The sequence below is a fragment of the Niveispirillum lacus genome (assembly GCF_002251795.1).
Taxonomy (GTDB): domain Bacteria; phylum Pseudomonadota; class Alphaproteobacteria; order Azospirillales; family Azospirillaceae; genus Niveispirillum; species Niveispirillum lacus.
The window spans coordinates 290,805-304,556 of the sequence record NZ_NOXU01000032.1; the positions used below are offsets into that span (position 1 = coordinate 290,805).

Consider the following 13,752-nt stretch of genomic DNA (forward strand, 5'->3'; position numbering starts at 1 on the left):
CAGGGGCCGTTTCCTGTTCTGCCATGCTTTCTTTTGGAACGAATGGAACACCATGGCCGATTGCGTCCGCTTCGTGCACCGGGGACAGGTGGTGACCCTGTCCGATGTGCCGCCCACCCGCACCGTGCTGGATTACCTGCGCGAGGATCGGGGACGGCGCGGCACCAAGGAAGGCTGTAACGAGGGGGATTGCGGCGCCTGCACCATCGTGCTGGGCACGCGGGTCGGGGTGTTGGGCGTGACGGAGGCGGAAAGCATCCAGTACCGGGCCGTCAATGCCTGCATCCTGTTTGTCACCGCCCTGGACGGCAAGGAGCTGGTGACGGTGGAGGATCTGGCCGGGCCCGACGGCACGCTCCACCCCATCCAGCAGGCCATGGTCGACCATCATGGCAGCCAGTGCGGCTTCTGCACGCCCGGCTTTGTCATGTCGCTGTTCGCGCTCTACCACACCGAGGCCGACCCCGACCGGCCACGCATCGACGCCGCCCTTGCGGGCAATCTCTGCCGTTGCACAGGCTATCGTCCCATCGTCGATGCTGCCCGCGCCATGGGCCGCGCGCCCGACACCTATACCGCCCAGATGACAGAAACCCTGGCTTTGCTGCGCAGCATAGAGCGCCACGAAACCCTGTCCCATCCCGGCGGCACGGCGTTTGCGCCCGCCACATCGGACCAGTTGGCCGATCTGCTGCTGGCCCATCCCGACGCCACCATCGTGGCCGGCGGCACCGATGTCGGGCTGTGGGTGACCAAGCAGATGCGCGACCTGGGCACCATCATCCATATTGGCGGCATCAGCGATCTGGCGGGGATCACTCACACCAACGGCCAGATCAACATCGGCGCCACCGCGACCGTGACCGACGCGGCGGAGATTCTGTCCCGGCTCTACCCCGACCTGGGTGAGCTGTTCCGTCGCTATGGCTCTGAACAGGTGCGTAACTCCGCCACCCTGGGCGGCAATATCGCCAATGGCTCCCCCATTGGCGACAGCATGCCGGCCCTGATCGCCCTGGGCAGCACCCTGGTCCTGCGGCGCGGTGGCGTGACGCGCGAAATGCCGTTGCAGGATTTCTTCCTTTCCTATCGCAAGACCGCGTTGCAGCCGGGCGAATTCGTGGCCGCCATCCGTGTGCCGGAACCCAGCGCCGACCGCCTGTTCGCCTGCTACAAGATCTCCAAACGCTTTGACCAGGATATCTCCGCCGTCATGGCCGGCTTCGGCCTGACCCTGAAAGACGGTATCGTGACAGAGGCCCGTCTGGCCTTCGGCGGCATGGCCGGCACGCCCAAGCGCGCCAGCCGCGCAGAGGCCGCCCTGATCGGTCGCCCCTTCGATGCGACATCCGCCAAGGAAGCCGCCGCTGCCTTGGCCCAGGATTTCCAACCCCTGACCGACATGCGTGCCAGCGCCGATTACCGGCTGGTCACCGCCGGCAACCTGATCCTGAAATGGCAGATGGAGCAGGCCCTGCCCGCCACCGCCACCCGCGTGCCCGCCTTCGCCCGCGCCATCGGGGGTGCGGCATGAGTGCGCGTCCCCCTCGCAGCCCGGCACCCATCCCCTTCCCCGCCACGCATCAGAATATCCGCCATGACAGCGCCCCGCTGCATGTGGCGGGCACGGCACGCTATGTCGATGACATGCCGGAACCGCCGGGCCTGCTGCATGTGGCGCTGGGGCAGAGTGCCAAGGCGCATGCCCGCATCCTGTCCATGGACCTGTCTGCCGTGCGCACCTATCCTGGTGTCGTCGCCGTCCTGACCGCAGCCGATATTCCCGGTATGAACGATGTCGGCCCCGTGGTGGCCGATGATCCCATCTTCGCCGAAAGTCTGGTCGAATATGTCGGACAAAGCCTGTTTGCCGTTGCTGCCACCACGCGTATCGCAGCCCGCGCGGCTGCACGGTTGGCCAAGGTCACTTATGAAGAACTGCCGGCGATCATCAGTATCGCCGACGCCCGCGCCACCGACAGCCACATTTTGCCGCCCAAGCGGGTGGAACGCGGCGACCCGCTGGGTACCTTGTCCACCTCTCCGCACCGGCTGTCGGGAAACCTCGCCATGGGCGGGCAGGATCATTTCTATCTGGAGGGCCAGATTTCCATGGCCATTCCGGGGGAGGATGGCGACATGCATGTCCTCTGCTCCACCCAGCACCCGTCAGAGGTACAGCATCTGGTCGCCCGCGCCCTGGGCCGTCCCGACAACCATGTCGTGGTGGAGGTGCGGCGCATGGGGGGCGGCTTCGGGGGCAAGGAAACACAAGCCAGCCTGTTCGCTGCGGTCGCCGCCCTGGTCGCCGACCGCACAGGCCGTCCGGCCAAGCTGCGCCTGGACCGCGACGATGACATGGTGATGACGGGCAAGCGCCATGATTTCGAGGTGGCCTATGATGTCGGCTTTGATGATCAGGGCCGTATCTTGGCCCTGGATATCATTCTGGAAAGCCGTTGCGGCATGTCGACGGACCTGTCGGGTGCCATCAATGACCGCGCCATTTTCCATGCCGACAATTGCTATTACTTGGCCAACGTTCGCATCACCTCCTACCGTTATAAAACGCACACCGTCTCAAACACGGCCTTTCGCGGCTTCGGTGGGCCACAGGGGATGCTGGCGATTGAAGGCGTGGTTGATGACATCGCCCACCATCTAGGCCTGGACCCACTGTCGGTGCGCCGCGCCAATCTCTATGGCGGGCCAGACCGCAACCTGACGCCCTATGGCATGAAGGTGGAGGATTTTATCGCCGACGGCCTGCTGGACCGGCTGGAATCCACCTCCTCCTACCAGGCGCGCCGCACCGCCATTGCCGCCTTTAACGCCGCCAGCCCTGTGTTGAAGCGCGGTATCGCGCTAACGCCCGTGAAGTTCGGCATCTCCTTCACCACCTCCTTCCTTAATCAGGCCGGTGCCCTGATCCAGGTCTATAGCGATGGGTCGGTGCTGCTGAACCATGGCGGGACGGAGATGGGCCAGGGCCTCTATACCAAGGTGGCGCAGGTGGTGGCCGATGTGTTCGGCATCGGGCTGGACCGGGTCCGCATCACCGCCACCCGTACCGACAAGGTGCCCAACACGTCGGCCACCGCCGCCTCCGCCGGGGCCGATTTGAACGGTATGGCCAGTTTCAATGCCGCTCGCACCATCCGCGACCGACTGTCCGCCTTTATCGCCGCCCGCTGGGGGATAGAGCCATCTGCCTTGCGCTTTGCCAATGGCAAGGTGATGGCAAGCGACAACATCATCAGTTTTGATGATCTGGTGCGGCAGGCCTATCTGGCCCGCGTTTCCCTGTCGGCCACCGGATTCTACGCTACGCCCAAGATCGATGTGGATAAGGAAACCCTGATCGGCCGTCCCTTCTATTACTTCGCCTATGGTGCCGCCGTCTCCGAAGTCGTGATCGACACGCTGACCGGCGAGACTAAGCTGCTGGCCGTCGATATCCTGCATGATTGCGGCACCTCGCTGAACCCCGTGCTGGACCGGGGACAGGTGGAAGGGGCCTATGTGCAGGGCATGGGCTGGCTGACCATGGAGGAACTGGTGTTCGATGCGGCGGGCCGCCTGCGCACCCATGCCCCCAGCACCTATAAGATCCCCGGCTGCGGCGACATTCCCGATCATTTCAAGGTCGATCTGGTAAACCAACCCAACCAGGAGGAGACCATCCACCGGTCAAAGGCCGTGGGCGAACCGCCCTTCATGCTGGCCATTTCCGCCTATCACGCCATCAAGGCCGCCGTGGCCGCATCGGGTGGCAATGGCCCCGTGAAGCTGGATGCGCCGGCCACACCTGAACGCGTCCTGATGGCGGTCCGGGCCCGTCAAGCCGGAGCCGGGGCATGAATGCGGACTGGATCACGGCTCTTGCCATCTGTCAGCGTGACGGGCGGGCCAGCGTGCTGGTCACCGTGACAGAGGTCGCGGGCTCCACCCCCCGCGCCGCCGGCACCAAGATGCTGGTCACCACCGATGCGCTCTACGGCACCATCGGCGGCGGCGCATTGGAATTCACAGCCATCGAAACCGCCCGCGCCCTGCTGGACGATCATGTAACGGAATTACGCACACAATCGTATCCCCTTGGCCCCGCTCTGGGCCAGTGCTGCGGCGGGCATGTGAGCCTGCTGTTTGAACCGATCTGCCCACCCGCATTGCGTGTGGGCCTGTTCGGGGCCGGCCATGTGGCCAAGGCGTTGGTCGCCATCCTGGGCACGCTGCCAGCCAGGGTCACCTGGGTGGATAACCGTCCCGAGCTGTTTCCCGCCACCCTGCCCAACAATGTCACAGCCCAGACTCTAGAGGATCCGACCTTGGCTGTGGGCGACGGGTACAGCCACATCCTGATCATGACCCATGACCATGCCCTTGATTATCGGCTTGTAAAAACTGCACTTTCTTTGTCCACATCCTCCTTTGTCGGGGTCATCGGGTCGAAGACCAAACGGGCGCGTTTCGCCTCGCGCCTGCGCGGCGATGGTCTGGACCCGGCCCGCCTCATCTGCCCGATCGGGCTTCCGGGGCTGAACGGCAAGCATCCGGGGGAGATCGCGGTGGCCGTTGCGGCACAGTTACTGAGCCCGCCCAACGCCGTCACCACGCCAAAACCAGCACCAGCGGGGGATGCCAACGGTTGTACCGGCTGCGCCACATCCTGTGGTATGCAGGATTATGACGATATGTGAACCGGTACTGCTGCGGCGCAACATAAACGCATAACTTATCCTCTGGCGGTAACGGAATTACAGGCGTACGCTACCTTCATAAGCGAACCGTTGGCCCAGCGGGACCTGCGGCACCTGGGGGAAATGATCGAGCAAGGCAATCATGACGGCCGGCGCCTGCTACCGTCCAGCTTTGTGAGGATCGCAATGAAGAACCTGTTGTCTGCCTTGCTCCTTTCCATGTTCGTTCTGACCACCGGCAACCCGGTACTGGCCGATGTCGCAAGTTTGAACGCTGCCTGCGGCGGCCTGCCTGCGGCGCCATCCGTTACCAGAGGCGACAGCGCAGACGAAACGGCGATGCGCACCTACGGGGCGGGCATGCGGGCGTACACAGGTCAACTGATGACCTACCTCACCTGTTTGGATGAACACCCCGCCAGTCCAGCAGAAATGGCGTCTGCCGCCTATCGACGGGACGTCATCAGCCATCGCCAGCAGGTGGTTGATCAACTGGAGCGCACAGTCAGCCGCTTCAATATTGAACTGCGCGCCTTCAAAGCCCGGCAGTCACAGGTGGCGTCAGTGCCCTCGCCCTAAGGCACGCGCGGTCTGGCGCGCTGGTGCCGTTGCTGCCGAGAGATTTTATAATATAATCGTACTAATATGCTGCCTCCGCCGCTGAATCCGGTTAGCATGCCCATCACAATGTGGAACGTGCGGGGGAGGAAAACGCATGAAAACTTTGCGCCAAAGTTTGGCCCTGTGCCTTGGGCTGTTAACCGCCACCCCGGTCTGGGGACAGGAAGCCACTGTCACGATCAATGCAGCGCAGCCCGGTCCGATCCTGGCCCCTGAAATCCAGGGACAGTTTGCCGAACATCTGGGCCGCCTGATTTATGAAGGCATCTGGGTGGGGGAAAAATCCGCTATCCCCAATGTTCGGGGGTATCGCAAAGATGTGTTGGAGGCCCTAAAGGCGATCCGTGTTCCTCTGATCCGCTGGCCTGGCGGTTGTTTTGCGGATGAATATCACTGGCGTGACGGAATCGGCCCCAGACATAAACGGCCGGTCGGCGTGAACACCAATTGGGGCGGTGTTGAAGAAAACAACGCCTTCGGCACCCATGAATTCATGGAGTATGCCGAGCTGGTCGGCGCAAAAACCTATGTCAATGGCAATATCGGCACCGGGTCCGCACGTGAAATGGCGGATTGGGTTGAATATATGACCAGTCCCTCCAACTCCACCTTGGCGCAGTTGCGGCGTGCCAATGGCCGGGACAAACCATGGACCCTGGACTGGTTCGCCATCGGCAACGAGACCTGGGGCTGTGGCGGCAACATGCGACCAGAATATTACACCGACCAGCTTCGACAGATCCGGACTTTCATTAAGCCCGCCCCTGGACAGCCGACCAAAATCATTGCCAGTGGCGGCAATTCCGATGATCTGAAATGGACCGATGTTGTGATGGCCGGTTCTGCCAACATGATCGATGCCATCAGCCTCCACCATTATGCTCTGCCCTCTTTCGGGCGAGCGACGCGCGGCACCTGGAAGGACAAGGGATCGGCAACCGACTTCGGCGAAAGCGACTGGTTCGCCTTGATGGTGACAGCAACGCAGATGGATGATCTGCTGACCAGACACAGCGCCGTCATGGACAAACATGACCCCAAGAAAAAGGTAGCGCTGATTGTCGATGAATGGGGCAACTGGTTTGACCCCACACCGGGCACAAATCCTGGCTTTCTGGAACAGCAGAACACGTTACGCGATGCCGTAACGGCCGCCGTCAACCTGAATATCTTCCATAAACATGCTGGCCGTGTCCGCATGGCCAACATTGCGCAGATGGTCAATGTGCTGCAGGCCCTGATCTTGACCGACGGACCGAAGATGCTGTTGACACCCACTTATCATGTCTTTGACATGTACAAGGATTTCCAAGGTGCAACCCAGTTCCCGGTCACTGTGGCAGGGCCGAAATATACCTATGCGGAACGCAGTCTCCCCGCCATCAGCGCCTCATCAGCGCGAGCGAAGGATGGAAGCATCCTGGTTGCGCTGACCAACATCGACCCGAACAACACTGTTACCGCGACCGTTACCCTAGAGGGGGCGGCAGCGGCAACAATCTCCGGGCGTATCCTGACAGCACCAGCCATGAACAGCCATAACAGCTTCGGCCAAGCTGATGCTGTGAAACCTGCGGCATTCACAGGCGCGCGTATACAGGGTGGAGCCCTGTCGGTAACGCTGCCAGCCAAATCGGTAGTGGTTCTGACAGTTCGGTAACAAGGTCTGTCTGGGGGCGGTGGTCTGTGCACCGCCCCCAGATGCTTACTGATGCCCCCATGGCGCCGGCGGGGCAGAGACGGGATTGGTCAGGTCAAAAACCATACGCACCACCCGGCCTGGACGGGACAGTTCATAGGTAAAACGCCCCTGCCCCTGTTCCAGCGCCCAGACATTCTGCTGCGCGCCGGGCGGCAGCTTATTGTCGGCGAACAGGGTTTTGGAGAAGGCATCGGCAGGGAAGTCCTGGCGCGCCGCGGTGCCGGCCGCGATGGTGTCACCGCCATATTGCGTGACCTTATCCTCCGTCCCATCCTGATGGCGATGATCATGTTTCAGGCGCAGGCCATTGGCCGTGCGGGTCACGATCCAGGTGCGCGACCGGTCCTCGCCCACATGCAGGGGAATACGCACCTCCCCCGCCTTGCACTCACGCACATGCATGACCAGCCGCTTGCCCACAAACGGGTCATTGGCGGCGCCACCCTCGTTTGTGGTGATGGTACCCTCAAACGCCTTGCCGCACAGGGGCAACAGGGCGGCCAGGAAATCGTCCGCCGGGGCGGCCGCAGCAGGTAAAGCGGCCAGCAATGACAATGGCAGCAGTATATTTCGGATGTGCATGGACCCCACCTTTATAATGATTATTGTTGAACCGAAACGAAATGACCCACCCCGCCATCTATAGCGTGTTTCCGCTGACCGGAAACACGCTGTAGAGAATTCGTTTCCTCAAGCGCCGGCGCTGCATCCGCAGCTTGGCTTCACGCCGCATAGGCGGCGCTGCGGCAGTCGCCGCCGGCGCTGTTTCCGGTGAGCCGAAAACAGCTCTGAGAGGTGGGCCGAACTTAACCGACGGATGATCCCGGTTACAGCCGTTCGATGACCATGGCGATGCCCTGGCCGCCGCCAATGCACATGGTAATCAGGCCGTAACGGCCACCGGTGCGCTCCAGCTCATACAGCGCCTTGACCGTGATGATGGCGCCGGTCGCACCCACCGGGTGACCCAGCGAGACGCCGGAACCATTAGGGTTCAACTTGTCAGCCGGGAAGCCCAGAACCTTGGACACAGCACAGGCCTGCGCCGCAAAGGCTTCGTTGCTTTCGATCACATCAATATCGGCAACAGTCAGCCCGGCACGTTGCAGCGCAATGGGCACGGCATGGACGGGGCCCAGCCCCATTACCTCCGGCTCCAGCCCGGCATGACCCCAGCTAACAATACGGGCCATCGGCTTGGTCCCACGCTTGGCCGCCTCGGCAGCGGACATCAACACCACAGCGGCGGCACCATCATTGACGCCCGACGCATTGCCCGCGGTGACGGAACCATCCTTCTTAAAGACAGGCTTCAACTTGGCGAAATCCGCCTCGGTCGCGTCAGCACGGAAATGCTCGTCCGTGTCGAACAGTTTGGTGCCGCCCTTGACCTTCACCTCTACCGGCAGGATCTGCGACTTGAACCGCCCCTCGGCGGTAGCACGGGCGGCACGGCGGTGGCTTTCCAGGGCCAAAGCATCCTGGGCGGCGCGGTCAATCTCGTGCCGGGCCGCCACATTCTCGGCCGTAACGCCCATATGGATTTTGTGAAACGGGTCGGTCAAGACGGTCACCATGGCGTCCACCACGGCCGCATCACCCATACGCTGGCCCCACCGGACCGACGGCATGACATGCGGTGACCGGCTCATGCTTTCTGCACCGCCAGCCACGGCCACATCGCATTCGCCCAGTTTGATCATCTGAGCGGCGGAAATGATGGCCTGCACGCCCGAACCACACAGGCGGTTCAAAGTCAGGGCTGGAGCCTGTACCGGCACGCCGGCATTCACGGCGGCAACGCGGGCCAGATACGCATCATGCGGACCGCTGGGGATGACCTGCCCCATCACCACATGCTGCACATCGGCGGCAGCGATACCGGCACGGCTCACGGCCTCCTTGATCACCAGCGTGCCCAAATCGGCGGGGGCATGATCCTTCAGGCTGCCACCGAACCCTCCAATCGCGGTACGGGTGCCAGCAACAATGACGACGTCGTTCAAGCTGCTCACGGGTGATCCTCCCAGATCGGTGTTTTTGCGGTGCGACAGATAAGCCGCATGTAGTGGCGTTGCAACCGTTACAAAAACAAAGGGCGGGGAAGCCCTGACCTCCCCGCCCCTTGCAGAAGCGATTACTTGCCCGTGAAGTTCGGCGGGCGTTTCTCGGCGAAAGCGGCCATGCCTTCTTTCTGATCGGCGAGCGCAAAGGTGCTGTGGAACACCCGGCGTTCAAACAGCAGCCCCTCGGTCAGGGTGGCCTCAAAGCTGCGGTTGACGGCTTCCTTCGCCATCATGGCGGCGGGGCGCGACATGGAAGCGATCTTCTCCGCGGTCTTCATCACCTCATCCATCAGGTCGGCCAGCGGGACGACGCGGGCGACCAGACCCGACCGTTCGGCTTCAGCGGCGTCCATCATGCGGCCCGTGAGACACATTTCCATGGCTTTGGCCTTGCCGATGGCACGGGTCAAACGCTGGGTACCGCCCGCACCGGGGATGGTGCCGATGGTGATCTCCGGCTGACCGAACTTGGCATTGTCGGCGGCAATGATGAAGTCGGCCATCATTGCCAGTTCACACCCGCCACCCAGGGCGTACCCGGCAACGGCGGCAATCGTCGGCTTGCGACAGGTGGCCAGACGGCCCCACTTCTTGGTGATGAAATCATTCAGATAGGCGTCCATATAGGAGAAATTCATCATCTCCTTAATGTCCGCTCCCGCCGCAAAGGCTTTCTCCGAACCGGTAACGACGATGACGTTGATCGCCGCATCCTCCTCAAAGGCGTTCAGGGCCTTTTCCATGTCGGTCACCAGACCGTCGGACAGGGCGTTCAGGGCCTTGGGCCGGTTCAGCCGGATGATGCCGACGGCGCCCTTGGTCTCCACCAGGATATTTTCATAGGTCTCGGTCATTTGCCTTTGCCTTCCTATAGCTTTTCCCACAGACGCCGGGCGCCGCCATCCGGCGGCATGGCTCACGGCGCATGGGCGCCGGGCTGATAATCGCCAGGCTCCAATCTATCAAAGGGCACGCCTTTTCCAGACTGGCATTATGCCCCACCCAACAGCCGGCGGGCGATGATCACGCGCATGATCTCGTTGGTGCCTTCCAGGATCTGGTGGACACGCAGGTCGCGCAGGATGCGCTCCACCGGATATTCGCGGATGTAACCATAGCCACCGTGAAGTTGCAGCGCATCATTGGTGACGGCAAACCCGGCATCGGTGGCAAAACGCTTGGCCATGGCACAATAAAGCGTAGCCTCGGGGTGGCCGGCATCCAGAGCGGCGGCACCCCGGTGGACCATCAGACGGGCGGCCTCAAGCTCTGTCGCCATATCAGCGAACTTGAACTGCAACGCCTGAAATTCGTTGAGTTTTTTACCGAATTGCTGCCGCACCTCCATATGCGCCTTCGCGGCCTCCAGGCAGGCGCGGGCCCCGCCCAGGGAGCAGGAGGCGATGTTGAGGCGGCCGCCATCCAGGCCCTTCATGGCGATCTTGAACCCATCGCCCTCGGCCCCCAGGCGGTTGGTGACAGGAACCCGGCAATCCTCAAAGATGACCTGCGACGTGGGCTGGCTGTTCCAGCCCATTTTCTTTTCCTGCTTGCCAAAGGAGAGGCCTGGCGTGCCCTTTTCCACCACCAGACAGGAGATACCCTTCGGCCCCGGCCCGCCGGTGCGCACCATCACGACGTAAATGTCGGAGGCGCCGCCGCCGGAGATAAAGGCCTTGGACCCGTTCAGGATATAGTGGTCACCCTCGCGCTCTGCCTTGGTGCGTAATGATGCGGCATCAGAACCGGAACCAGGCTCGGTCAGGCAGTAGCTGGCGAACTTGGTCATGGAGAACAGGTCGGGCAGCCATCTGGATTTCTGATCACTGTTGCCGAACGTGTCGATCATCCAGGCGGCCATGTTGTGAATGGAGATATAGGCCGCCGTAGAGGGACAAGCCGCCGATAATTCCTCAAACAGAATCGCTGCATCCAGCCGGCCCAGGCCAGTGCCGCCAGCCGCTTCCGAACAGTAAATGCCGGCAAAACCCAGTTCAGCCGCTTTGCGCAGCGTATCGACGGGGAATATGTGATGCTCATCCCAGTCGCCGGCGAACGGGGCCATGTGTTCGGCTGCGAACCCCCGGGCCAGATCCTGGATGGCGCGTTGATCCTCGGAAAGATCGAAATCCATCGGGCGATCCTGTTCTTGATGGTCGAAGCTGGGCCAATGGCGACGGCCCCGGACCATCTTGCCGGGGCCGTCTGATCAGCGCGAAGGTAGCGATCACCCCATGGTCGGGATGACAAAGGACGCGCCGGAGCGGATGCCCGACGGCCAGCGCTCCGTTACCGTCTTGGTTTTGGTGTAGAAGCGGATACTATCCGGGCCATGCTGGTTCAGGTCACCAAAGCCGGACCGCTTCCAGCCGCCGAAGGTGTAATAGGCCAACGGCACCGGGATCGGTACATTGATGCCGACCATGCCCACGTCAACACGGGCCGCGAAGTCACGCGCGGTGTCACCGTCACGGGTGAAGATGGCAACGCCATTGCCATATTCATGATCTGAAGGAAGGGATAGGGCCGTCTCATAATCCGGTGCGCGCACGATAGAGAGGACAGGCCCGAAAATCTCTTCCTTATAGATCCGCATGTTGGTGGTCACGCGGTCGAACAGGACGCCGCCGACATAATAGCCGCCCTCATAGCCCTGAAGCCTCACCTCGCGGCCATCAACCACCAGTTCGGCCCCTTCCTGCACGCCGATATCGACGTAAGACTTCACCTTTTCCATATGCTGGCGGGTGATGACGGGGCCGAAATCAGCCTTTTCATCGGTGGAGGGGCCAACGCGCAGGGTGCGGACACGCGGGGCCAACCGTTCAACCAGGGCATCCGCCGTCTTCTCGCCCACCGGCACCGCCACGGAAATGGCCATGCAACGCTCACCGGCAGAGCCATAGCCTGCCCCGATCAGGGCATCGGCTACCATGTCCAGATCGGCATCGGGCATGATCAGGGCATGGTTCTTGGCCCCACCAAAAGCCTGAACGCGCTTACCATTGGCCGTGCCACGGGTATAAATATATTCCCCGATGGGGGTGGAACCGACAAAGCCGATGGCCTTGATGTCCGGATGGTCGAGGATGGCATCGACCACTTCCTTGTCACCATTGACGACATTCAGGATGCCCTTTGGCAGGCCCGCCTCATACATCAGTTCCGCCAGCATCAACGGCACAGACGGGTCACGTTCCGACGGCTTCAGGATAAAGGCATTGCCGCAGGCAATGGCCGGAGCGAATTTCCACATTGGGATCATGGCAGGGAAGTTGAAGGGCGTGATGCCGGCCACCACGCCCAGCGGTTGGCGCATCGAATACATGTCGATGCCGGGGCCAGCGCCCTCGGTATATTCACCCTTCAGCAAGTGCGGAATGCCAATTGCGAACTCCACCACTTCCAGCCCACGCTGGATGTCGCCACGCGCGTCGGGCAGGGTCTTGCCATGTTCCAGGGCCAGCTTCAGGGCGATCTTCTCAAAATCACGGGCCAGGAGGTCCAGGAACTTCATCAGAACACGGGCGCGTTTCTGCGGGTTGGTCGCGGCCCAAGCGGGCTGCGCAGCCTTGGCATTGGCGACAGCCTCTGCCAGTTCCACCGTGCTGGCCAGCGGCACCTCGGCCGAAATCTCACCCGTCATCGGGGTGAAGATCGGGGCGAAATGGCCAGACTTGCCTGCAACACGGGCGCCGCCGATAAAATGGTACAGCTTCTCGACCAAGTGATCCTCCCTCAGACTTGTTAATGAGGAAGGTGGCACGGGAGCACGCGCACGACAAGGCGCAGACAAACGCATCCCGATGTGCGTCAACCCACATACACGGGACGTGCGACGGGATGGAGGCCGGCGTCGATCGGGCATAAGGGACGTTGCGAACAACGCTGGGCAAGGCAAAAGCAAGGGGAAAGGCCCCTACCTGAATTTACCGATTAAACTTTCGTAAAAAACGACCTATCCGTTTGGACTAACTCCACGACCTTACTGAGCGCCGGCAACAATGTATGTTTCCTTTGAAGTCTGTCAGGGGAGACATCAACAAGTGCAACATCATGACGGGGTCCATTTGCGCATGATGCGCAACTCACGGGGCATGAGTCTGGCGGCGCTCGCCGCCTCCGCGGGCCTGTCCAAGAGTGAGATATCCAAGTTGGAAAACGGTGTTCGGCCCTTTCGGCCCGACCATGTGATCCGCTTGGCCAAGATTTTTGGCGTCGGCCCGACGGAGATGCTGTCCCCGGCCAGCCCGCTGCGGTCGATGTTGAGCGAAAGCAAAGCAGATGCGGAAGTGCCCGTCTATGAAGGGCGCGATCTGACCCGCGACGGGGTGGAAGCAAAGGCTGCCGGCACAATGCCTCGCTCGCCGCAGATGCGGGGGGTCCAGGGCGCCTATGCCGTGACGGTCCATGACCTGTCCAATGCACCGGCCATCAGTATCGGCACAACGTTGCTGGTTAATCCCAATGCGCCGCCCAATGTCGGTGATCTGGTGATCAACCGTCTTAACTTCGCACCGCTGGCCTTTTATCTGCGCCAGGACGATGAGGGTGTCATCTATGGCATGACCCTGTCACGCCGCCGTGTCGAATTGTCGATGGACGACCTGGACCGACTGCACCGCGTGGCTGGTGTCTGGTTCCCCCACTGACAGACCCTTGA

11 protein-coding genes are annotated in these 13,752 nt (G+C 61.7%); 6 read left to right on the forward strand and 5 right to left on the reverse strand.

The features are described from left to right. Nucleotides 1–52 precede the first annotated feature (52 nt). From xdhA to CHU95_RS20480, 5 genes are all read left to right on the forward strand, one after another. Nucleotides 53–1,534 (forward strand): xanthine dehydrogenase small subunit, encoded by a 1,482-nt coding sequence (gene xdhA / locus CHU95_RS20460; protein WP_094458203.1) that lies wholly within the window; start codon nt 53–55, stop codon nt 1,532–1,534. Then, nucleotides 1,531–3,861, forward strand: coding sequence for a xanthine dehydrogenase molybdopterin binding subunit (gene xdhB / locus CHU95_RS20465; protein WP_094458204.1), 2,331 nt, complete (start codon nt 1,531–1,533; stop codon nt 3,859–3,861). Before xdhA ends, xdhB begins: the two co-directional genes overlap by 4 nt. Beyond that, nucleotides 3,858–4,700, forward strand: a complete 843-nt coding sequence (gene xdhC / locus CHU95_RS20470; RefSeq protein ID WP_094458205.1) for a xanthine dehydrogenase accessory protein XdhC — start codon at nt 3,858–3,860, stop codon at nt 4,698–4,700. Before xdhB ends, xdhC begins: the two co-directional genes overlap by 4 nt. Before the next feature lie 123 nt (nt 4,701–4,823). Beyond that, complete coding sequence (locus tag CHU95_RS20475) at nt 4,824–5,279, forward strand: hypothetical protein (protein ID WP_133065603.1); 456 nt, start codon at nt 4,824–4,826, stop codon at nt 5,277–5,279. Nucleotides 5,280–5,415: 136 nt separating this feature from the next. After that, nucleotides 5,416–6,981 carry an alpha-N-arabinofuranosidase gene (locus CHU95_RS20480; protein ID WP_094458207.1) on the forward strand — a complete coding sequence of 522 codons (1,566 nt, stop codon included), beginning with the start codon at nt 5,416–5,418 and terminating at the stop codon, nt 6,979–6,981. A gap of 45 nt (nt 6,982–7,026) precedes the next feature. Here CHU95_RS20480 and CHU95_RS20485 read toward each other — a convergent pair whose 3' ends face one another. The 5 genes from CHU95_RS20485 to CHU95_RS20505 all read right to left on the reverse strand — a co-directional run bounded on the left by CHU95_RS20485 (nt 7,027) and on the right by CHU95_RS20505 (nt 12,816). Beyond that, nucleotides 7,027–7,605 carry a hypothetical protein gene (locus CHU95_RS20485; protein ID WP_094458208.1) on the reverse strand — a complete coding sequence of 193 codons (579 nt, stop codon included), beginning with the start codon at nt 7,603–7,605 and terminating at the stop codon, nt 7,027–7,029. Nucleotides 7,606–7,850: 245 nt separating this feature from the next. Next, nucleotides 7,851–9,029, reverse strand: a complete 1,179-nt coding sequence (locus CHU95_RS20490) for an acetyl-CoA C-acyltransferase family protein (RefSeq protein WP_094458589.1) — start codon at nt 9,027–9,029, stop codon at nt 7,851–7,853. A gap of 131 nt (nt 9,030–9,160) precedes the next feature. After that, nucleotides 9,161–9,943 carry an enoyl-CoA hydratase gene (locus CHU95_RS20495; protein ID WP_094458209.1) on the reverse strand — a complete coding sequence of 261 codons (783 nt, stop codon included), beginning with the start codon at nt 9,941–9,943 and terminating at the stop codon, nt 9,161–9,163. A 137-nt stretch (nt 9,944–10,080) separates the two neighbouring features. Continuing rightward, entirely contained in the window at nt 10,081–11,223 is a 1,143-nt protein-coding gene (locus CHU95_RS20500; protein WP_094458591.1) for an isobutyryl-CoA dehydrogenase, read from the reverse strand. Nucleotides 11,224–11,316: 93 nt separating this feature from the next. Continuing rightward, nucleotides 11,317–12,816 carry a CoA-acylating methylmalonate-semialdehyde dehydrogenase gene (locus CHU95_RS20505; protein ID WP_207762565.1) on the reverse strand — a complete coding sequence of 500 codons (1,500 nt, stop codon included), beginning with the start codon at nt 12,814–12,816 and terminating at the stop codon, nt 11,317–11,319. 277 nt (nt 12,817–13,093) lie between these two features. On the opposite strand from CHU95_RS20505, the gene CHU95_RS20510 reads away from it, so the two are divergent. Continuing rightward, nucleotides 13,094–13,741 carry a helix-turn-helix domain-containing protein gene (locus CHU95_RS20510; RefSeq protein WP_094458211.1) on the forward strand — a complete coding sequence of 216 codons (648 nt, stop codon included), beginning with the start codon at nt 13,094–13,096 and terminating at the stop codon, nt 13,739–13,741. Nucleotides 13,742–13,752: the final 11 nt, after the last annotated feature.

Bases quoted from the DNA above. Each gene is read 5' to 3' on its own strand.
- CHU95_RS20480 (WP_094458207.1), top strand. From the start codon at position 5,416: ATGAAAACTTTGCGCCAAAGTTTGGCCCTGTGCCTTGGGCTGTTAACC.
- xdhC (WP_094458205.1), top strand. From the start codon at position 3,858: ATGAATGCGGACTGGATCACGGCTCTTGCCATCTGTCAGCGTGACGGG.
- CHU95_RS20485 (WP_094458208.1), bottom strand. From the start codon at position 7,605: ATGCACATCCGAAATATACTGCTGCCATTGTCATTGCTGGCCGCTTTA.
- xdhA (WP_094458203.1), top strand. From the start codon at position 53: ATGGCCGATTGCGTCCGCTTCGTGCACCGGGGACAGGTGGTGACCCTG.
- CHU95_RS20475 (WP_133065603.1), top strand. From the start codon at position 4,824: ATGATCGAGCAAGGCAATCATGACGGCCGGCGCCTGCTACCGTCCAGC.
- CHU95_RS20495 (WP_094458209.1), bottom strand. From the start codon at position 9,943: ATGACCGAGACCTATGAAAATATCCTGGTGGAGACCAAGGGCGCCGTC.
- xdhB (WP_094458204.1), top strand. From the start codon at position 1,531: ATGAGTGCGCGTCCCCCTCGCAGCCCGGCACCCATCCCCTTCCCCGCC.
- CHU95_RS20500 (WP_094458591.1), bottom strand. From the start codon at position 11,223: ATGGATTTCGATCTTTCCGAGGATCAACGCGCCATCCAGGATCTGGCC.
- CHU95_RS20510 (WP_094458211.1), top strand. From the start codon at position 13,094: ATGTATGTTTCCTTTGAAGTCTGTCAGGGGAGACATCAACAAGTGCAA.